Annotated in this window: 15 protein-coding genes; 8 read left to right on the forward strand and 7 right to left on the reverse strand. The window is 73.4% G+C overall.

What is annotated here, in order from left to right; translation table 11 throughout:
• Nucleotides 1–4 precede the first annotated feature (4 nt).
• The 4 genes from AB6L24_RS06880 (at nucleotide 5) to AB6L24_RS06895 (ending at nucleotide 6,109) form a co-directional block, all read left to right on the forward strand.
• Nucleotides 5–2,104 carry an MMPL family transporter gene (locus AB6L24_RS06880; RefSeq protein WP_405653262.1) on the forward strand — a complete coding sequence of 700 codons (2,100 nt, stop codon included), beginning with the start codon at nucleotides 5–7 and terminating at the stop codon, nucleotides 2,102–2,104.
• Between the two features lie 66 nt (nucleotides 2,105–2,170).
• Entirely contained in the window at nucleotides 2,171–3,847 is a 1,677-nt protein-coding gene (locus AB6L24_RS06885) for a histidine kinase (protein WP_405653265.1), read from the forward strand.
• The gene (locus AB6L24_RS06890; protein WP_405653268.1) at nucleotides 3,844–4,530 is read left to right on the forward strand and encodes a response regulator; all 687 of its coding nucleotides are present in this window, start codon (nucleotides 3,844–3,846) and stop codon (nucleotides 4,528–4,530) included. Before AB6L24_RS06885 ends, AB6L24_RS06890 begins: the two co-directional genes overlap by 4 nt.
• Before the next feature lie 289 nt (nucleotides 4,531–4,819).
• On the forward strand, nucleotides 4,820–6,109 hold the full coding sequence (locus AB6L24_RS06895) for an exo-alpha-sialidase (protein WP_405653270.1): 1,290 nt from the start codon (nucleotides 4,820–4,822) through the stop codon (nucleotides 6,107–6,109).
• Nucleotides 6,110–6,565: 456 nt separating this feature from the next.
• Here the strand turns inward: AB6L24_RS06895 and AB6L24_RS06900 are convergent, their stop codons facing one another.
• The 5 genes from AB6L24_RS06900 to AB6L24_RS06920 form a co-directional block, all read right to left on the reverse strand.
• Nucleotides 6,566–7,507: a dihydrodipicolinate synthase family protein gene (locus AB6L24_RS06900; RefSeq protein WP_405653272.1), complete on the reverse strand. Its 942-nt coding sequence runs from the start codon at nucleotides 7,505–7,507 to the stop codon at nucleotides 6,566–6,568.
• Nucleotides 7,504–8,607: an oligopeptide/dipeptide ABC transporter ATP-binding protein gene (locus AB6L24_RS06905; RefSeq protein WP_405653274.1), complete on the reverse strand. Its 1,104-nt coding sequence runs from the start codon at nucleotides 8,605–8,607 to the stop codon at nucleotides 7,504–7,506. The genes AB6L24_RS06900 and AB6L24_RS06905 overlap by 4 nt, the downstream gene beginning before the upstream one ends.
• Nucleotides 8,594–10,597 (reverse strand): dipeptide/oligopeptide/nickel ABC transporter permease/ATP-binding protein, encoded by a 2,004-nt coding sequence (locus AB6L24_RS06910; protein WP_405653276.1) that lies wholly within the window; start codon nucleotides 10,595–10,597, stop codon nucleotides 8,594–8,596. The genes AB6L24_RS06905 and AB6L24_RS06910 overlap by 14 nt, the downstream gene beginning before the upstream one ends.
• Nucleotides 10,597–11,556 carry an ABC transporter permease gene (locus AB6L24_RS06915; RefSeq protein WP_030357687.1) on the reverse strand — a complete coding sequence of 320 codons (960 nt, stop codon included), beginning with the start codon at nucleotides 11,554–11,556 and terminating at the stop codon, nucleotides 10,597–10,599. Before AB6L24_RS06915 ends, AB6L24_RS06910 begins: the two co-directional genes overlap by 1 nt.
• 76 nt (nucleotides 11,557–11,632) lie before the next feature.
• Complete coding sequence (locus tag AB6L24_RS06920; RefSeq protein ID WP_405657063.1) at nucleotides 11,633–13,261, reverse strand: ABC transporter substrate-binding protein; 1,629 nt, start codon at nucleotides 13,259–13,261, stop codon at nucleotides 11,633–11,635.
• Nucleotides 13,262–13,534: 273 nt separating this feature from the next.
• On the opposite strand from AB6L24_RS06920, the gene AB6L24_RS06925 reads away from it, so the two are divergent.
• Nucleotides 13,535–14,296, forward strand: coding sequence for a FadR/GntR family transcriptional regulator (locus AB6L24_RS06925; protein WP_405657064.1), 762 nt, complete (start codon nucleotides 13,535–13,537; stop codon nucleotides 14,294–14,296).
• Nucleotides 14,293–16,239: a beta-galactosidase gene (locus AB6L24_RS06930; protein ID WP_405653280.1), complete on the forward strand. Its 1,947-nt coding sequence runs from the start codon at nucleotides 14,293–14,295 to the stop codon at nucleotides 16,237–16,239. The genes AB6L24_RS06925 and AB6L24_RS06930 overlap by 4 nt, the downstream gene beginning before the upstream one ends.
• Here AB6L24_RS06930 and AB6L24_RS06935 read toward each other — a convergent pair.
• Nucleotides 16,188–17,066, reverse strand: a complete 879-nt coding sequence (locus AB6L24_RS06935; RefSeq protein ID WP_405653282.1) for an NAD(P)H-binding protein — start codon at nucleotides 17,064–17,066, stop codon at nucleotides 16,188–16,190. The genes AB6L24_RS06930 and AB6L24_RS06935 overlap by 52 nt on opposite strands.
• Nucleotides 17,059–17,490 carry a nuclear transport factor 2 family protein gene (locus tag AB6L24_RS06940; RefSeq protein ID WP_405653284.1) on the reverse strand — a complete coding sequence of 144 codons (432 nt, stop codon included), beginning with the start codon at nucleotides 17,488–17,490 and terminating at the stop codon, nucleotides 17,059–17,061. Before AB6L24_RS06940 ends, AB6L24_RS06935 begins: the two co-directional genes overlap by 8 nt.
• Before the next feature lie 82 nt (nucleotides 17,491–17,572).
• Between AB6L24_RS06940 and AB6L24_RS06945 the strand changes: the two genes are divergently transcribed.
• Together AB6L24_RS06945 and AB6L24_RS06950 are read left to right on the forward strand one after the other, a co-directional pair.
• Nucleotides 17,573–18,181: a TetR/AcrR family transcriptional regulator gene (locus AB6L24_RS06945; RefSeq protein WP_405653286.1), complete on the forward strand. Its 609-nt coding sequence runs from the start codon at nucleotides 17,573–17,575 to the stop codon at nucleotides 18,179–18,181.
• A 44-nt stretch (nucleotides 18,182–18,225) separates the two neighbouring features.
• Nucleotides 18,226–19,173, forward strand: a complete 948-nt coding sequence (locus AB6L24_RS06950) for an ornithine cyclodeaminase family protein (RefSeq protein WP_405653288.1) — start codon at nucleotides 18,226–18,228, stop codon at nucleotides 19,171–19,173.
• Nucleotides 19,174–19,250: the final 77 nt, after the last annotated feature.

Genomic DNA, 19,250 nt, shown 5'->3' on the forward strand with positions numbered 1-19,250 from the left:
ACCGATGGGGGCCGCATCAACGACGAAGCGCCGACGGCCACGCGCCGTGCCATGGGTGCTGCTCGGCCTGTGGGTCGCCGTGCTCGCGCTCGCCGGTCCGTTCGCGGGGAAGCTCGGCGACGTCCAGCGCGACCGGGCCGTGGACTATCTGCCCGCGAGCGCCGACTCCACTCAGGTCGCCGAGGTCCAGGAGCAGCTGCCCGGCGGTGAGAGCACCGAGCTGGTGCTCGTCTACCACCGCGACAGCGGCCTGAGTGCGGCCGACCGGGAGACGGCGGCCGACCAAGTAGCCGCCGTGGCGCGTGAGTTCAAGCTGGTCGCGACGCCCACGGGGGTGGCGTCGAAGGACGGCACGACACTCATGTACCCGGTCGCGAGCACCGCTCCCGGCACGGACGAGGAGAAGCGGGACGCCTTCGTCAACGATGTGCGGGACGTGGTCAAGGCGCCAAGCGACGCGGACGGTCTGAAGGTCGACGTCGGCGGGTCCGGCGCGCTCGCCACCGACGCCAGCGAGGTCTACAGCTCCCTGGACGGCCCGCTGCTCTACACCACCGTCGGCGTCGTCGCGATCCTGCTCATCCTGATCTACCGCAGCCCGCTCCTGTGGCTGGTGCCGCTCGCCGTCGCCGGAGTCGCCAACTACCTCTCCATGGGCGTCGCCTACGGCCTCAACCAGGCCTTCGACACCTCGGTCAGCGGCCAGAGCTCGGGCATCATGACGATCCTCGTCTTCGGCGCGGGCACCGACTACGCCCTGCTGATCGTCTCCCGCTATCGCGAGGAACTGCGCCGGATCGAGCGGCCGTACGACGCCATGCGCGCCGCCCTGCGCGGCTGCGGGCCCGCCGTCATCGCCTCCTCCGGCACGGTCGCCGCGGGCCTGCTCTGCCTGCTCGCCGCCGACCTCAACAGCAGCCGGGGCATGGGGCCGCTGGGCGCCGTCGGTGTCCTGTGCGCGCTCGTCGCCATGCTGACGCTGCTTCCCGCGCTGCTCGTGCTCTTCGGGCGGCGGGTGTTCTGGCCGCTGGTGCCCACGTTCGGCAGCGAGCCGAAGAAGCGGAAGTCCCTGTTCCAGTCGATGGGTTCGTCCGCGGGGCGCCGCCCCCTCACCGTCCTCGTGTCCGGCGGTGTCCTGCTCGGAGCCCTGGCCCTCGGCGCGTTCGCCCTGCCCGGCAACCTCAAGCAGGAGGACACCTTCACCAGCAAGCCCGACTCCATCGCCGCGATGGAGACCCTCGCCGCCGCCTACCCCGAACGCGGCACCCAGCCCATCAGCGTCATCGCGCCCACCGACCGCGCCGACCGCGTGCTCGCCGACGCGCGGAGCGTGCCGGGCGTCGACAGCGTCGAGCGCGGCCGGAGCTCGAAGCAGTGGACGGAGATCTCCGTCGTCGCCAAGGCCCCGCCGCAGACGGCGGCGGAGACCGCGACCATCGAGAGGCTCCGCGACGAACTGGACCCGACAGGCGCCCACGTCGGCGGGCCGAGCGCCGAACAGATCGACCTGAAGGACACCAACCGGCGTGACATGTGGGTGGTCGTGCCGATCGTCCTCGCCGCGGTCCTGCTGATCCTCGTCGTCCTGCTGCGGGCCCTGATCGCCCCGCTCCTGCTCCTCCTCGCGGTCGTCGCCGTGTGGGGCGCCTCGCTCGGCATCGCGGGACTCGTCTTCGGCCCCGTCTTCGGCTTCGAGGGCACCGACCCGGGCCTCGGCCTGCTGTCCTTCTGCTTCCTCGTCGCACTCGGCGTCGACTACGGCATCTTCCTCATGCACCGCATGCGGGAGGAGTGCCTGGCCGGGGCGGAGACCGGACCGGCCGCGCTCACCGCACTGCGCACCACGGGCGGCGTGATCGCCTCCGCGGGCCTGGTCCTCGCCGCGACGTTCGCCGTCCTCACCAACATGCCGCTGGTCCAGCTCGTCGAACTGGGCTTCGTCATCGCGGTCGGCGTCCTCCTGGACACCTTCCTGGTGCGGACGTACCTGGTGACGTCCGCGAGCCTCGCGCTCGGCCGGAAGGTGTGGTGGCCCGGACCGCTCTCCAAGGCACGCCCGCCAGAGCCGGAGGCCAGCACTCCGGAACTGGCCCGCGTGCCCTGATCCACCATCCGCGGCGCCCCTCCCTTGCCGGTGGGGCGCCGCCGTACAGGAAGATGAGGGCCACGCATGGCCGCACCCGCGACCCGCGCACCGGAAGGGGGAGCCGACGACGTGCCGTACCCGCCGTCACCGTCGCGCCCGTGGTGGCCGTTCGCCGGAGCCGTGCCGGGCACCCGGCGCGCCCTGCGGGAGGACGCCCTCCTCGCCGGGGCGCTCGCCGCCCTCGCCGTCGTGCTCGCCCACCTGATCAAGGACGGCAAGGCGCCGGACGCACTCGGCTGGGCGCTCCTCGTGGGCGCCCACGTCCCCCTGACCTGGCGCCGCAGCAGGCCGATGACGGCGATGCTCGCCACCATGGCGCTGGTCGGGCCCTACCACGCCCTCGACTACACGCACGCCGCCGCGACCCACGTCGGCATGGTCGCCCTCTACTCCGTCGCCGTCTCCGGGCGCCCCCGCCGCGCGCTCCTGACCGGCGTGCACATCATCGCCATCATGTTCGTCGTCAACTCGGGCATCGGCAGGGACCCGGCCACGGAGGTCGTGCGGATCGCGGGCTGGATCGTCGCCGTGCTGATCTTCGGTACGTACGTCCGTGTCCACCGGCAGTACGTCGCCTCCGTCGTCGAGCGCGCCGAACGCGCCGAACGCACCCGCGAGGAGGAGGCGCGGCGGCGCGTCGCCGAGGAGCGCCTTCGGGTCGCCCGCGACCTGCACGACCTGCTCGCGCACAGCATCACCCTGGTCGGCGTGCAGACCTCGGTCGCCGCGCACGTCCTCGCCGCCGACCCCGACCGCCTCGACCGCGCCGCCATCGCGAGCGCCCTCGACGACATCGCCGAGACCTGCCGCACCGCCCGCGGCGAACTCCGCGCCACCCTGGAGGTCCTGCGCACCGCGGGCCCGGGACCCGCCGACGCCCCCGACGAGTCCCGCGGCCCCCTGCCCGGCCTCGACAGCCTCATCGACCTGGCGGACGCGGCCCGCACGGCGGGCGCGAAGGTCGACCTCGCGGTCAGCCTCCCCGGCCCCCCGGTGCCGCCGGCGGTGGGCGCGGCGGCGTACCGCATCGTCCAGGAGGCCCTGACGAACGCGGTCCGCCACGGCGGCCCCGGGCCGAGCGTGGCGGTGGGGATACGCGAGGAGGGCGGGGGGCTGAGGGTGACGGTGCGGGATGACGGGGGTGGGGGTGCGGGTGGGGTCGTGGACGCGGTGAGCGCCGGGTCCGCCCGGGCCGCCGGGGGGCGGGGCGCGCCGGGGGGCTCCGGGGCTGCTGCGGGCGCGGCCGGTCGGGCGGGGGGTTCGACCGCCTCGACCACGGGGGCTGCTGCTGCCGCTTCTCCGGCTTCCCCTGCTTCTCCGGCCTCTCCGGCCTCGCCTGGTTCTGCTGCTTCGGTCGCTGGTGAGGGGGCGGGCGGGGACGCGGCCTCGGCTCGGGGCGCGCGGGGGAGCGCGAACGGGGGGCCGCCGCCCGCGACGTGGGGTGTCGTGCCGCGGGACGGGGAGGCCGACCCGGGGCAGGGCGGGTCCGGGGCTGCCGGCCGGGGCGGGGCCGGACCTGCGGACGGGCCCAGGGCTGCGGGGCGCAGCGGGACCGGACCCGTGGACGGGCCCGGGTTCGGGCTCATCGGGATGCGGGAGCGGGCCCGGAGCGTGGGCGGGACGCTGGAGGCCGGGCCGCGGACGGGCGCGGGCCGGGGGTTCGAGGTGGTGGCGGTGCTGCCGTTGGGCGAGGAGAGATGAGCCGAGTGATCCGTGTGCTGCTTGCCGACGACCAGGCGCTGGTGCGGGCGGCCTTCGCCATGCTCGTGGAGTCCGCGCGGGACATGGAGGTCGTGGCGCAGGCCGGGTCCGGGCGCGAGGCCGTCGACCTGGCCCGGGCCGAGCGGGCCGACCTCGTCGTCATGGACGTCCGCATGCCCGACCTCGACGGCATCGAGGCCACCCGCCTGATCGCCGCCGACGAGGACCTCGCGGGCGTGAAGGTCCTGATGCTCACCACGTACGACACCGACGAGCACGTGGTGGAGGCGCTGCGCGCCGGGGCGTCCGGCTTCCTGGTCAAGGACACCAAGCCGGCCGAACTGCTCGACGCCATCCGTACGGTCTCCGCGGGCGAGTCGCTCCTGTCCCCGGGCCCCACCGGACGCCTCATCGCCCGGGTGCTCCGCCAGCCGGGGCCGCCGCACGCCGAAGCGCCCGCGCCCGCCGCGCTCGGCGCGCTCTCCGACCGCGAACGGCAGGTCCTGACGCTGGTCGCACGCGGCCTGAACAACACCGAGGTGGCGGAGGCGCTCGGGCTCAGCCCGCTGACCGCGAAGACCCACGTCAGCCGGATCATGGGGAAGCTAGGGGCGCGGGACCGGGCGCAGCTGGTGATCGTGGGGTACGAGTCGGGTCTTGTCACGCCGGGGGCGGCGGGCTGAGGGGGCGGGGGCGCGGCGTGCTGTCCCAGGGCCGCCCCGGCGCGCGCCTCGGCTCAGGCCCGTCGTTCCGGGCCCGATGCCGCGCCCGACGTCCCGCCCAGGGCCCGCGACCCCTGCGGCCGCACGCCCTTCCCCGGGCCGGGGACACCCGCCCCGCGCCACCCCCGTCACTCTCCTGCGTCAACACAGCGTCAACTCCGTCGCCACACAGGGGTATTGTCGTACCGCCCGGGGCGCATTAGCTTCACGCGCGACGTCCTACGTCCCACGTCCCGTCGTGAGGAGCCGTATGAGCCGTACGAGCCGCGTGATCCAGAGACGACGTCCACCCGTCCGGAGCAGTCGGTCCGAGGGGAGCGGAGCGGGACGCACAGGCTTCCGGGGCCTCCGGAGCCGCCGCCTCACCGCCGTCGCCCTCGCCCTCTCCGCCACCCTCGCGCTCACCGCCTTCACGCACCCCGGCGCCGCCCCCGCCCCCCTCCTTCCCGGCTGCGCCACCTCCGTGCCGTACACCGCCGACACCAGCGGCTACGACACCTTCCGCATCCCCGCCGTCGTCCGCACCGACCGCGGCACCCTGCTCGCCTTCGCCGAAGGGCGGCGCGCCAGCGCCTCCGACACCGGCAACATCGACGTCGTCCTGCGGCGCTCCACCGACGGCGGCTGCACCTGGGGGCCCCTCGCCGTCGTCGCCGCGGGGCGGGGCGACACCCGCGGCAACCCCGCGCCCGTCGTCGACCCCGTGACCGGGCGCGTCGTACTCCTCACCTCCTACAACAGCGGTGCCGTCACCGAGGGCCAGATCATGCGCGGCGAGGTCACGGCCGCGCAGAGCCGGCGGGCCTTCGTGCAGAGCAGCGCGGACGACGGCCGTACGTTCTCCTCGCCGCGCGAGATCACCGCCGCCGTGAAGCGGCCCGACTGGCGGTGGTACGCCACCGGGCCCGGGCACGCCGTCGCGCTCACCCGCGGGCCGTACGCCGGGCGGCTCGTCGTGCCCGCCAACCACTCCGCCGCGCCCGCGACCGGCTCCGCCGACACCGGGCAGGAGCCCAAGTACTACGGCGGGCACGCCCTCTACAGCGACGACCACGGGCTCAGCTGGCGCATCGGGTTCGTCGACGACACCTACGACGGCGAGCACAACTCCAACGAGTCCGCCGTCGCGCAGCTGCCCGACGGGCGGTTGTACCTCAGCTCGCGGGATCAGCACGGGGTGGCCGTGGGCAACCGGCTCGACAGCTACTCCAGCGACGGGGGGCGCAGCCTCGACCGGCCCTACGCCGTTCAGCCCTCCCTCGACGACGTGCCCGTCGTGCAGGGTGGGCTCCTCCAGCTCCGGGGGTGGGGCGAGCCGTTGCTCTTCTCCGGGCCGTCCGTGCCCACCGCCCGGCAGGCGATGGCGCTCTGGCGGAGCCGGGACGGGGGGCGGTCCTTCGTGAAGGCCGTCACCCTGTCCCAGGACCGGGCCGGTTACTCGGACCTGGTGCAGGTGGGGCCCGGGATGGTCGGCGTCCTGTACGAGACCGGCGTGGCCGGGACGTACGAACGGATCGCTTGGCGCCGCGTGACGGCGTAGCCCTGCCGGGGGCTCCCCAGTCCCGCCCCTTCTCCGATCCCGGGGCTGCGCCCCTGGACCCCGTGGGCGGTCGTCCCGTGGCGGGTGGGACAGTCCTCCCTCGAATCGGCGCTCCGCGCCTCGTCCTCAATCGCCGGACGGGCTGAAATATCCCCGGGGTGGGCCGGAAAGGTGCTGCGGGGTGGGCCGGGGAGGCGCTGCGGCGTGAGCCCGTTTCGGGGCTGAGGGTGCCGGTCTCCTGCCCAGCCGAAGCACTGGCGGGGGCGGGCGGGTGGGAGAGAGCCCGTCCGGCGCTTGAGGACGAGGCGCGGAGCGCCGATACCGGGGGTGCCCCCGGCGGGGCTGGGGGTGCCGGGCTGGTGGGCAGGACGGTGCGAGTTCGGGCGGGTGGGTGGGAGAGAGCCCGTCCGGCGTTTGAGGACGAGGCGCGGAGCGCCGATTCGGGGGCGCGGTGGCCTACAGGAGACCGGCGGCGGCCAGGTGCTTGCCCACCTGTTCCGTCTCCGCGTCGGACAGCGGCACCTGCGGCGCCGCCGTGAGGGGGCAGTCGATGACGCCGCGGAGGTGCAGCGCCGCCTTGAACGCCCCGAGCCCGGAGGAGCTGGCCCCCATGCGCAGGGGATCCCCGACCCCCACCATGCGATACAGCGCGCACAACCGTTCCTGCTCGGCCCGAGCCCGCTCCCAGTCCCCCGCGAGGGCATAGCGGTAGAGACGCACGTACCCGTGCGGATCGACGTTCCCGAGACCGGGGACGACCCCGCCGGCACCCATGGCGAGCGCGGAGTCGACGGTGAGCTCGGATCCGGTGAGGACGGCGAAGGAGGGAAGGGCGCGGGCACGGGCGCCGAGGACGACCCGCCGGAGACCGCCGTCGTCGCCGCTGGAGTCCTTGAGCCCGGCGAGCACCCCCTCCGCGGCGAGTTCGAGCACGAGGTCGGCGTCGAGCTTGGTGTGGACGGAGACGGGCAGGTCGTAGGCGAAGACGGGCAGCGCCCCGCGGTCGGCGACGAGCCGGAAGTGGCGGGCGACCTCGGCGGGATGGGTGCGGGTGTAGAAGGGCGCGGTGACGACGACCCCGTCGGCCCCGGCGTCGGCGACGGTCCGCACGTGGTCGAGGACGCGCAGGGCGGTCATGTCGATGGCCCCGGCGAGGACGGGAACCTGCCCGCCGACGTACCGGACGACCCGGTCCACGACGGTCCTGCGGTGCCCGTCCGGCAGATACGCGGCCTCGGAGGACGAGCCGAGCACGAAGAGGCCGTCGACGCCGCCGTCGAGAAGATGGTCGACGAGGCGTTCCAGCGAGGCCACGTCCACCTCGTTGTCCGGCGTCAGGGGGGTGCAGACGGGAGGGACGACACCGGTCAACGGGGAGGGCAGGTTCGGCAGGGTCACGAAGTCTCCTTGGACGTGGCCGTGGCGGCGGCTGTCGCTGCGGACGACTGGCTGACGAGGTCCCGCGTGGACTCGCCCGCCAGTACGGGGTGGTGGCACCGGTACCGATGCTCGGCACCGGCGTGAGCGACGTCCGGCATGGCCGTCGCGCACACCTCGTCGGCCTTCCAGCACCGGGTGCGGAAGGGGCACCCGCTGGGCGGCCGCGTGGCCGACGGTACCGGGCCGACGAGCGGAATCGGGTCGATCGGGTCGAGCAGTCCGGGTGTGGCCGAGAACAGCGCCCGGGTGTACGGATGCCGGGCGTCGTCGAGGATCTCGGCGGCCGGTGACTCCTCGACGATCCGGCCGAGGTACATGGTGATGACGCGGTCGCTCATCCTGCGGACGGTCTGGATGTCGTGGGAGACGAACACCAGGGAGAGGCCGAGGCGTTCCTTCAGGTCCAGGAGCAGATTGAGGATCTGGGCGCGTACGGAGACGTCGAGGGCGCTGGTCGGCTCGTCGGCGACGACGAGCTCGGGTTCGAGGGCGAGCGCGCGGGCGATGGCGACGCGCTGGCGCTGGCCGCCGGAGAGCTGCCCGGGCAGGGCGTCGGCGAGGACGGGGGGCAGGCCGACGAGGCTCATCAGCTCACGCACCCGGTCGGCGCGCTCGGCGGGGGTGCCGCGGCGGTGCACGTCGAGGGGGTCGCGCAGGATCTGCCGGATCGGCAGGCGGCGGTTGAGGGCCGTCGAGGGGTCCTGGAAGATCATGGCGGTGCCGGTGCCGATCGTGGTGCGGCGCTCGGCGGCCCCCATCTCCCACAGGTCCCGGCCGCGGAACGACACGCGCCCGGACGTCGGCCGCTGGATGCCGAGGAGGACCTTCGCGAGCGTCGACTTGCCGCAGCCGGACTCGCCGACGACGCCGACGGTCTCGCCGGGGGCGATGGTGAGGTCGGCGCCGGTGAGGGCGTACACCCGGTCGCGGGAGAACAGGCCGCCGGTGCGGGCCTTGTGGACGACGTGCGCGTCGCGCAGCGTGACCAGGGCGGCCGGGTCGTCGTCGGGCAGGTCGCCGGGCAGGTCGCCGGGGGGAACAGCCTCAGCCACGGTCATGGGCCGCCTCGCTTCCTGGGAGCCGCGGCTCCGCGCTCTCGACGACGGGTGCGGGATGGTGACAGGCCGTCCGGTGCCGGCTCTCGCCGAGGAGTTCGGGGGCGGTGGTGTGGCACAGGGCGTCGGCGAGCGGGCACCGGTCGGCGAAGCGGCAGCCCGCGGGGAAGTCGGCCGGGGACGGGACGACGCCCTTGATCTGGGTGAGGCGTTCGGCGGCGGACTCTAGGGAGAGCACGGAGCCGAGCAGGCCGCGCGTGTAGTGGTGGGTGGGGGCCTCGACGAGGTCGGCGGTCACGCCGGTCTCGACGATCTGCCCGCCGTACATGACCGCGACCCGGTCGGTGACGTCGGCGACGAGTGCCAGGTCGTGCGAGACGAGGATGAGCGCGAAGCCCAGCTCGGCCCGCAGCCGCAGCAGGAGTTGGATGACCTGGGCCTGCACGGTCACGTCGAGCGCGGTGGTGGGCTCGTCGGCGACGATCAGCTTGGGGTCGCGGGACAGGGCCATGGCGATGAGGACGCGCTGGCGCTGGCCGCCGGACAGCTCGTGCGGATAGCTGCGCAGGGTGCGCTCGGGGTCGAGGCCGACGAGGGAGAGGAGTTCGGCGGGGGAGCGGTGGCCGCCGCGCCGGACGACCTGCTTGAGCTGGGCGCGTACCGTCATCGCCGGATTCAGGGACGACAGGGCGTCCTGGTAGATCATCGCCATGTCGTGGCCGAGCAGCCGCCGCCGGGCCCGCATGGGCAGGCCGATCAGCTCCTGCCCGGCGAAGGTGACGTGCCCGCGCACCCGGGCGCCCTTGGGTTCCAGACCCATGACGGTGAGCGCGGTCAGGGACTTGCCGCAGCCGGACTCGCCGACGAGGCCGAGGACTTCGCCGGGCCTGACCTCGAAGCTGATGCCGTCGACGATGTCGACGCCGGAGTGGCGCTCCTCGAAGCCGATGGCGAGGTCCCGCACGCTGAGCACGGGCGCGCCCTCGGGCAAGGGCCTCGCCCGTGAGCGCAGCCGCGCCGCCGCCTCGGTCAGGCCCGGCAGCTCCAGGACCTCGCCGCTGCCCGGCTCGGGCGCCTCGACCGGGTCGTCCCTGCGCCCGGCGCCGGTGACGTCACGCCCGGACGGCGCGGCCCAGGCGTCGGAGACACCCTCGGAGAGCACGTTCAGGGAGAGCACGGTCAGGAGCATGAGCAGGCCGGGGAAGACCGTCGCCCACCAGCCGCCGATGAGGACCATGTTCTTGCCGTCGGCGATGACGCTGCCCCAGGACGGGTCCGGGGGCCGCACACCGGCGCCGATGAACGACAGGGACGCCTCGAACACGATCGCCTCGGCGACCTGGACGGTGCAGAACACCAGGACCGGGGCGGCGCAGTTGATGGCGACGTGCTTGATGACGATGTGCGGGGTGCGGGCGCCGATGACGCGTTCGGCGACCACGTAGTCCTCGCCGTACTGGTCGAGCACGTTGGCGCGTACGACACGGGCGATGGGCGGGGTGAACAGGAACGCGATGGCGCAGATCAGGACGGTGATGCCGCCGCCGAAGACGGCGACGAGGACCGCCGCGAGCGCGATGCCGGGGAACGCCATGACGACGTCGAGGCAGCGCATCAGGGTCTCGTCGACGGCCTTGCGGGAGGTCGCCGCGACGGCGCCGATGACCGCGCCGACGATCAGCGCGAGCGTCGTCGCGCCCAGGCCGATGGCCAGCGACCAGCGCGCCCCGTACATCAGCCGGCTGAGGATGTCCCGGCCCAGGCTGTCCTGGCCCATCCAGTGGTCGGCGGAGGGGCGGCCGGTGCCGTCGACGAGGGTCTGCTGGTCGAGGGGGTCGTGCGGGGCGATGAGCGGGGCGAACAGGGCGACGAGGACGACGAGGGAGACGACGCCGAGGGAGATGCGGGAGAGGACCGGCAGCTTCGCCAGGGCCCGCAGCCGGATGCCGGGCACGGCAAGGCGCTCGGTGAGTTTCTTGCGCGACTGGAGCATCAGGAGGTTCCCCTCAGGCGCGGGTTCACCAGCAGATAGAGGATGTCGATCACCAGGTTCACCACGACGAAGCCGACGGCCGTGGTGATGACGACGCCCTGCACGACGGCCGGGTCACCGTTCTTCACCGCGTCGATCATGAGCTTGCCCATGCCGGGCAGCGAGAAGATCGTCTCGATGACGACCGCGCCGCCGAGCAGATAGCCGACGCGCAGGCCGAGCACGGTCAGCGGGTTGATGAGGGCGTTGCGCAGCACGTTGCGGCCGACCACCACGACCGGCGGCAGGCCGCTGCCGACGGCCGTGCGGACGTAGTCCTTGTCCAGCTCCTCCACGACGGCGGTGCGCACGATGCGGGTCATCTGCGCGGCCACCGGCAGGGACAGGGCGAGGGCGGGCAGCGTCATCGTCTTCAGCCAGCCGGTGAAGGAGTCGGCCGGGTTGACGTAGCCGCCGGTCGGGAACCAGCCCAGGTCGACCGCCAGGTACTGGATCATCAGGAGGGCCAGCCAGAAGCCGGGCGCCGCGACGCCGGTCAGGGAGACGACGCGGATGATCTGGTCGGGGAGCCGGTCGCGGTAGATCGCGGCGAGCACGCCGAGCGGCAGCGAGAGCAGCACCGCGACGCCGAGGCCGAGGAAGGTCAGCTGCATCGTCAGCGGCAGCGCGGTGGTGATCTGGTCGATGACGGGGGACCGGGTCAGGACGCTGATGCCCATGTCGCCGCCGATGAGGTCGCCCACGAAGTCGACGTAGCGCACCGGCAGCGGATCGAGCAGGCCGTTGTCCTCGCGGAACTGGTGCAGCTGCTCCTGGGTGGGGTTCGCGCCCTGGTAGAACGCCGACGCCGGGTCGATGTCGGAGAACCGCATCACGAGGAACACGAAGAGCACGATGCCGAGCAGGAGCGGCACGAGCAGGGCGATGCGGCGGGCCAGGATGCGCAGGATCGCGGTCACTGCTTGACGCTCCTCTGGTCGCTCACGGCGTACGGCCTCCTCGGGTCGCCGCCGGCGTTCGGATTCCGCACGTCGCTCAGGCCCACTTGGCCTGCAGCAGGTTGATCCCGGGGTAGGGCTGGGCGCGGACACCGGTGAGCTGCTTGGGGTCCCACGCCGTCATCAGCTCGTTGTGCACGACGGGGTACAGCACGGCCTCCTCGGCGACGATGTCGATGTAGTCCTGCACCATCGTCTTCTTCCGGGTGGCGTCCGGCTCGCGTGTCGCCCGGTCCATGAGCCGGAACAACTCCTTGGCGCGGGCGTTCTTCGCCCAGCGGGCGTAACCCATCCACAGGTTGTCGGGCCCGTAGTTGTAATGCATGATCAGGTCGGCCTCGATGCCGAACTGGTTGGGGTTCGAGGCGGCGGCGACGACCTGGTAGTCCTTCTTCTGGTCCATCTTGGTGAAGACGGCCGTGGTCTCCTGCGGGTCGAGCGTGGTCTGCACGCCGATCGCGTCCCAGGACGCCTTGATGGTGGGCAGGCAGTCGACGATCCAGCTGACGTTGACCGCCATGATGTCGATCTTCAGATTGTCGACCCCGGCCTCCTTCAGGAGCGCCTTGGCCTTCTTCGGGTCGTACGCGTAGACGGTCTTCGCCGGGCGGTAGCTCGGGTTGCCCTCGTTCAGGAAGGACGAGGCGGCCTTGCCGTGCCCCTTCAGGGCGACCTCGATCATCTTCTCGCGGTCGATGGCGTAGTGCAGCGCCTGGCGCACCCGCACGTCGTCGAACGGCTTGTGCGCGGTGTTGAACATCAGGAAGAGGTTGTTCATGCCGGCCCCGCCCTCGACCGTCATGCCGCCCTTCTTCAGCTGCTCGATGTTGGCGTACGGGATGTTGTCGGAGATCTCGGCGTCCGCGCTGGCGCCGGAGATCTTCGCGACGCGCGGCGCCGCGTCGACGATCGTCAGCCAGTTCATCTTCTTGAAGGCGGCCTTGCGCGGGCCGTTGTAGTCGGCGAAGGCCTCGAAGGTCGTGTTCGACTTCGGCTGGTGGGCGGTCTGCCGGTAGGGGCCGGAGCCGATCGCCTTGCCCTTGGTCGCGTCGTCCCAGGCGCCCGGCTTGGAGTAGACGTGCTTCGGCATGATCTTGGCGAGGGTGAGCCGGGCCGCGCCGTCCGGGAAGGGGAACTTCAGGACCAGCTCGACGTTCCGCGCGTCGACCTTCCTGACCTCCTTGAGCCAGCTCGCGAAGAAGCCCTTGGCGAGGGTCTGCGTCTTCGGGTCCAGGATCCGGTCGAACACGAACACCACGTCGTCGGCGGTGACGGGCTTGCCGTCGTGCCACGTGGCGCCCGCGCGCAGCTCGAACTTCCAGGTCGTCGCCTTCAGGTCGGCGGGCACCGCCGTGGCGAGCTGGGCGTAGGGCTCCCTGCTGATCGGGTCGGTGCCGAGCAGCGCCTCGTAGATGTGCTCGTTGCCCGCCATCGCGAACGCCGACGCCGTCTGCGTCGGGTCCCAACTGCCGTCGTTGCCATAGCCGATGACGGCCGTCAGGGTGCCGCCGTCCTTGCCGCCGCCACCGGTGTCGTTCGTCGACTCCGGTCCCGAGCAGGCCGCGAGCGTGCCGGTGAGACCCGCCGCCGCGCCCACGGCGCCGGTGTACTTGAGGAAGGACCGGCGGTCGGGGCCGTGCCCGCCGTCGCGCGTCACGGGGATCAGGTGGCTCACAGTGCCTCCATGAAGGAGTGGGGAGGCCTGCTCCCCAAGTGCCGGGTGAGAGGGAGGTGTAGTTCTTCCGGTGGGAGATCCCACGTCCTACGTCGTGCTGGCGTGGCGACCATAAGAGGGCCGCGAGTGCCGGTCAAGAGAACGCGCACGGATCAGAACCCGCTGTTCCCGGATCGGAATTGAGCAACCCTCAGGCCCGGACGGGCCGCCGCGTACGCAGAAGTTCGTCCGGAGGTGGGACGTGGGATGTCATCCGTGCCTACGATGTGGCGCATGCCTCAGGAGCCCATCCGTGAACGGCCCGGGCCCGCCCCAAGGCGGTCCGGTGAACGGCGTGTGAGCGGCCAGGTCCAGCGCGAGGTCACCCAGCTGATCCTGGACCGGCGGCTGCGCCCCGGCGCGCTGCTGCCCACCGAGGCCGAGCTGATGGAGGAGCTGGGCGTCAGCCGCAACTCCGTGCGCGAGGCCCTCAAGGCGCTGCAGGCCCTGGACATCGTGGAGATCCGGCACGGCTACGGCACCTATGTCGGCCAGGCCTCCCTGACCCCCCTCGCCGACGGCCTGACCTTCCGCACCCTGGTCCAGCTCGCCGACGACACCCCCGCGCTCGCCGAGATCCTGCAGGTCAGGGCGGTCCTGGAGGAGGGTCTCGTGCGTGCGGTGGCGGCGGTGCTCACCGACGCCGAGCTGAGCGGCCTGGAGGACCTGGTGCGGCGGATGGAGGAAGCGGCGGCGGCCGGGGACGCCTTCCCGGACCTGGACCGCGAGTTCCACGAGGCGCTGTACCGGCCGCTCGGCAACACGCTCGTCACCCAGCTGCTCGGCGCGTTCTGGCACGTCTTCCACCGGGTCGCGGGCGTCCGCGGCTGGTCGAGCGACCCGGCGCCCGACGTCACCGTGCGCAGGCACCGCGACATAGTGGCGGCGCTGCGCGCGGGCGACGTGGGTGCCGCGCAGCGGGCGATGGCGGACCACTTCCGCGGCATCGAGGCGCGGGCGGGACAGGAATCGAGAGGTGTGGGATGACCCCCGACGGCACTGGCGGCACCGACGGCAGCAGCGGGAGCAGTGATAGCAGCGGCAACCTGGACCGCTTCTACGACAGGCTGACGTCCCTCGCGTACGGCGGCGACTACAACCCCGAGCAGTGGGGCCCCGACGTGCACGCCGAGGACGTCGAGCTGATGCGCGCGGCGGGCGTGAACCTGGTGACGCTCGGCATCTTCGGCTGGGCCACCACCGAACCGACCCCCGGCGCCCACGACTTCACCTGGCTGGACACCCACCTGGACCGCCTCGCCGCCGCGGGCGTCGCCGTCTGCCTGGCCACGATGACGGCGTCCCCGCCCCCGTGGCTGGCCCGCCTCCACCCCGAGACCCTGCCCGTGATGGCGGACGGCACCCGTCTGCACCCCGGCTCCCGCCAGCACTGGTGCCCCTCGAGCCCGGTCTTCCGCAGCCACGCGGTGCGCCTGACGGAACGCCTCGCGACCCGGTACGCGGACCATCCGGCGCTCGCCCTGTGGCACATCGGCAACGAGTACGGCTGCCACATCTCGCGCCACTGCCACTGCGAGGTGTCCACGGCGGCGTTCCGCGACTGGCTGCGCGAGCGGTACGGGACCCTCGACGCCCTGAACGACGCCTGGTCGACGACGTTCTGGTCGCAGCGCTACAGCGCCTGGGAGGAGATCCACACCCCGCGCGCGGCCCCCTCCTTCCGCAACCCCGCCCAGCAGGCCGACTTCCTCCGCTTCTCCTCCGACGAGCTCCTCGCCTGCTACCTGGCCGAGAAGGACGTCCTCGCCCGCGTCACCCCGCACACCCCCGTCACCACGAACTTCGTGCCCGTCGCCAAGACCCTCGACCTGTTCCGCTGGGCCCCGCACCTGGACGTCGTCTCGTACGACTCCTATCCCGACCCGCACGACCCGGACGCCGCCCAGCGCACCGCCTTCAGCTACGACGTGATGCGCGGCCTGAAGGCGGGACAGACCTGGCTGCTCCTCGAACAGGCACCCTCGGCCGTCAACTGGCGCGCCCACAACGGCCGCAAGCCGCCCGGACGGATGCGCCTGGACAGCTGGCAGGCCGTGGCGCACGGCGCGGACGCGGTGCTGTTCTTCCAGTGGCGCCAGTCGCGCGGCGGCGCCGAGAAGTTCCACTCGGCGATGGTGCCCCACGCGGGCCGTGAGACCCGCACGTTCCGCGAGGTGACCGAGCTGGGCGCCGAACTCGCCGCGCACCCCGACCTGTTGAGGTCACGGCCGGAGCGGGCGGACGCGGCGCTGCTCCTGGACTGGCCCAACTGGTGGGCCCTGGAGACCGACGCGCACCCGAGCGAGGTGGACTACCTGGACGGCGCGCTCGCCCTCCACAAGCCGCTGTACGACGCGTCGGTGGCGTGCGACGTGGTGCCGGTCGACGGAGACTTCGCCGCGTACCGGCTGCTGCTCGTGCCGCACCTGTACTCCATGTCGCTGGAGACGGCCGCCCGCCTCACCGCCTACGTGCGCGACGGCGGCACGCTCGTCGTGTCGTACTTCTCCGGCATCGTCGACGAGCACGACCGCGTGCACCTCGGCGGCCACCCCGGACCGCTGCGCGAGGTGCTCGGCCTGACCGTCGAGGAGTTCGACCCGCGCCCCGACGGCGGCTGGGCGGAGGAGATCCGCCTGGAGGGCGCCGAGCAGGTCCTCGCGTACGACGGGGGCGGCCCCGCCGTGACCCGGCACGACTACGGCCGGGGCACCGCCTGGTACCTGGGCCTGCGCCCCGACCCCAAGGCGATGCGCGAACTGCTCGACCGGGTGCGGGCGGAGGCCGGGGTCGAGCCCGTGGCGGCGGGGCTCCCGGAGGGCGTGCAGGTGCGGACGCGGGTGACGGCGGCGGGGGAGAGGGTGCGGCTGCGCCTCGATCACCGCGACGGGTCGGTGACGGTCGGGCGCGACCAGGCGTCCCGGCAGTAGTCCGCGAAGGAGCGTGGCGCCCGGCCGGTGAGGCGGGCCACGGTGTCCGTGACGCGGTCCTCGGCGCCGCCCCGGATGCCGTCGTCCAGGGCGGCCAGGACACGGGCGAACCCGGCGGGCAGGCCGCGTTCGGTGAGCCGGTCGGTGAGTTCGCCGGCCGACACGGCGCGGTGGGTCACCGCCCGCCCCGTGACATCGGTGAGCGTCGCCGCCACCTCGTCGTACGTCAGCGCCTCCGGGCCGGTGATCACCAGGTCGTGCCCGGGCGGGGGCGTGGCGGTGAGGGCGTGCGCGGCCACCGCCGCGATGTCGTCGGCGTCGACGAAGGACACCCGGCCGGTGCCGGTGGCGGTCGTCAGGACGCCGTCGGTGCGGACGCTCTCGGCGTGCAGGTGGTCGGCGGTGAAGTTCTGCATGAACCAGGACGGCCTGAGCGCGGCCCACTCCTCGAACAGGCCCTCCTCGGCGAGGAGTCGGTGGATCTGCCCGAGGGCGGGGCCGCCCGCCTCGATGGCCGACGAACTCAGCAGGACCACCCGGGTCACGCCCGCCGCGCGGGCCCGGCGCAGGAACGGCAGCACGACGGCGACCGGGTCGGGGTCGCCGACCGGCGCCACCAGGTAGACGCGGTCGGCCCCGTGCAGGGCGGGCGCGTGCGTCGCCTCGTCGTACCAGTCGAAGCGGACCGCGCCGGCCCCCGGCTGCGGGGTGCGGCCCGAGCGGCTCGCGGCGCGCACGGTGTGGCCGAGGGCGAGGAGGCGGGCGGTGACGCGGCTGCCGGTGGTGCCGGTGGCGCCCGTCACCAGGACGGTGTGTCGCTCAGGCACCGACGGCCTCCTGGAGGGTGTCGGGGATGCCGAGCGGGTTCCAGTAGTCGCGGTAGTGCGTGAAGCGGCCGTCCCTGACGGTGACCACGGCGATGTACGTCATGTCGAAGGGCGCGTCCGTCGCGGTGACGCGGCCCGTCGCACGCATCTCGACCACGATCGTCTCCGGGGCGGTCGTCTCGTGGATGTCGACGTACGGGAAGTCCTCGTACGCGATGTGCTCGCCGAGGCCGCGCAGGTACGCGCCGAGAGCGTCCCTGCCCTCGACGCGGCGCGGACAGCCCTCCGGCGCGAAGGGGAACTCGGCGACGCCGTCCTCGGCGAACAGGTCGATCCAGCCCGCCATGTCGCCGGCGAGGAGGAGGCGGATGCCTTGGCGGTACAGGTCGGAGGGCGTGGGGGATGCGGCGGGTGTGCTGGGCATGCTGATGTCCCGTCCTCTACGATTCGGACTGTCGGTCCGCTTAACGATACGGACCGCCGGTCCGCTTTGTAAAGGTGCCCCCATGACAGAACGCAAGGCGCGCGCCGACGCGGCGCGCAACCGCGAGGCCGTACTCGCCGCCGCCGACGAGCTGTTCGCGCGCAGCGACAGCCCGCGCGGCGTGTCCATGGAGCAGGTCGCGGCCGCGGCGGGCGTCGGCAAGGGCACCTTGTTCCGCCGCTTCGGCGACCGCACCGGCCTGATCCGCGCGGTCTTCACGGCCCGCAGCGAGGCGGTGCGCGCCGCCGTCGAGTCGGGACCGCCCCCGCTCGGCCCCGCCACCCCCGCCCCCGACCGCGTGCCCGCGCTCCTGGACGCCCTGCTCGTCCTCAAGCTCGACAACCGCCATCTGTCCCTCGCCCTGGAGGAGTCGGGCGCCGGCAGCCCGTACGAGGCGGAGCACTACGGCTGGTGGCACGGCGCCCTGCGGGACGCGCTCGCGGAGACGGAGGCGGTGCCCGACGCCGACTACGCCTCCCACGTGCTGCTCGCCGCTGTGCGGGCAGACCTGGTCGAGCACCTGGTGGCGGCGGAGGGGATGTCGGGGGAGGAGATCCGGGGGCGGCTCGGGGAGTACGTGGGGAAGGTGCTGGGCTGGGGTCGTCCGGGGCGCGGTGCCTCCTTCCCGTAGAGGTCGGACGGGGCGCGGTCGAGGCGCGGTGGCACGATCAAGGGATGACGCGCCTGCTGACCCACAGCGACCTCACCGCCCTCCTCGACCCCGCCGCCTGCCTCGACGCGCTCGCGGACGGCTTCCGCACGGCGGACGAGGTGTCGGTCGCCGGGCAGCGCGTGCGGACGGAGTTGCCGTTCCCGGGGACGGCGACAGCACTGATTCCCGGGCTTCTGCCCGGTGTGGACGCGTACACCGTGAAGGTCAACGCCAAGTTCCCGGGCGCGCGGCCCGCGTTGCGCGGGGTGATCTGCCTGCACGGCGGCGCCGACGGCGAACTCCTCGCCCTCCTCGACTCGGCCACGGTCACCGCCTGGCGCACGGGCCTGGCCGCCGCCCTCGGCACGCACGCCCTCGCCGCCCCCGACCCCTCGGGGACCGCGGTCCTCGGCGTGATCGGCGCGGGCGCGCAGGCTGAGCTGATGGTGCGCGGACTGCGTGCCCTGCGTCGCTTCAGCGGCCTTGCCGTGTACGACACGGACGCGGCCCGCGCCGCCGAGTTCGCCGCCCGCCACGAGGGCGAGGTGTCCGCGTCCGCCGCCGACGTCGCCGCCCGCGCTGACGTGGTCCTCCTCGCGACCTGGTCCCGCACCCCCCTCCTCGGCTTCTCCGACGCCCGCCCCGGCCAGCACCTCACCACGCTCGGCGTGGACGAACCCGGCAAGAGGGAGCTGGCCGCCGACCTCCTGCGGGACGCCCTCCTCGTCGTCGACGACCGTGAACTCGCCGCCTCCATGGGCGCGTTGGCGTCCGTCGGCCTTCCGGCGTCCGCCGCCGACGCCACCCTCGGCGAGGTCCTGCGCGGCGAGCACCCCGGGCGCGTGGGCGCGAGCGCCTTGTCCGTGTACGCGCCCGTGGGTCTGCCGTGGCAGGATCTCGCCTTGTCGTGGCTGGCCCACCAGGAAGCGGAGCGGCGCGGCCTCGGCAACACCGTCGACCTCCTGGGCTGACCCGGGGTCCGCCGCGCGGCGGAGGTGCTTCGTCCCGGTGGGCGATCCGGGCGGCGGGGCGTGATCGCGAGGCTGGC

Origin of the sequence: Streptomyces sp. RK9 (assembly GCF_045070545.1) — a bacterium.
GTDB classification, from domain to species: domain Bacteria; phylum Actinomycetota; class Actinomycetes; order Streptomycetales; family Streptomycetaceae; genus Streptomyces; species Streptomyces alboflavus.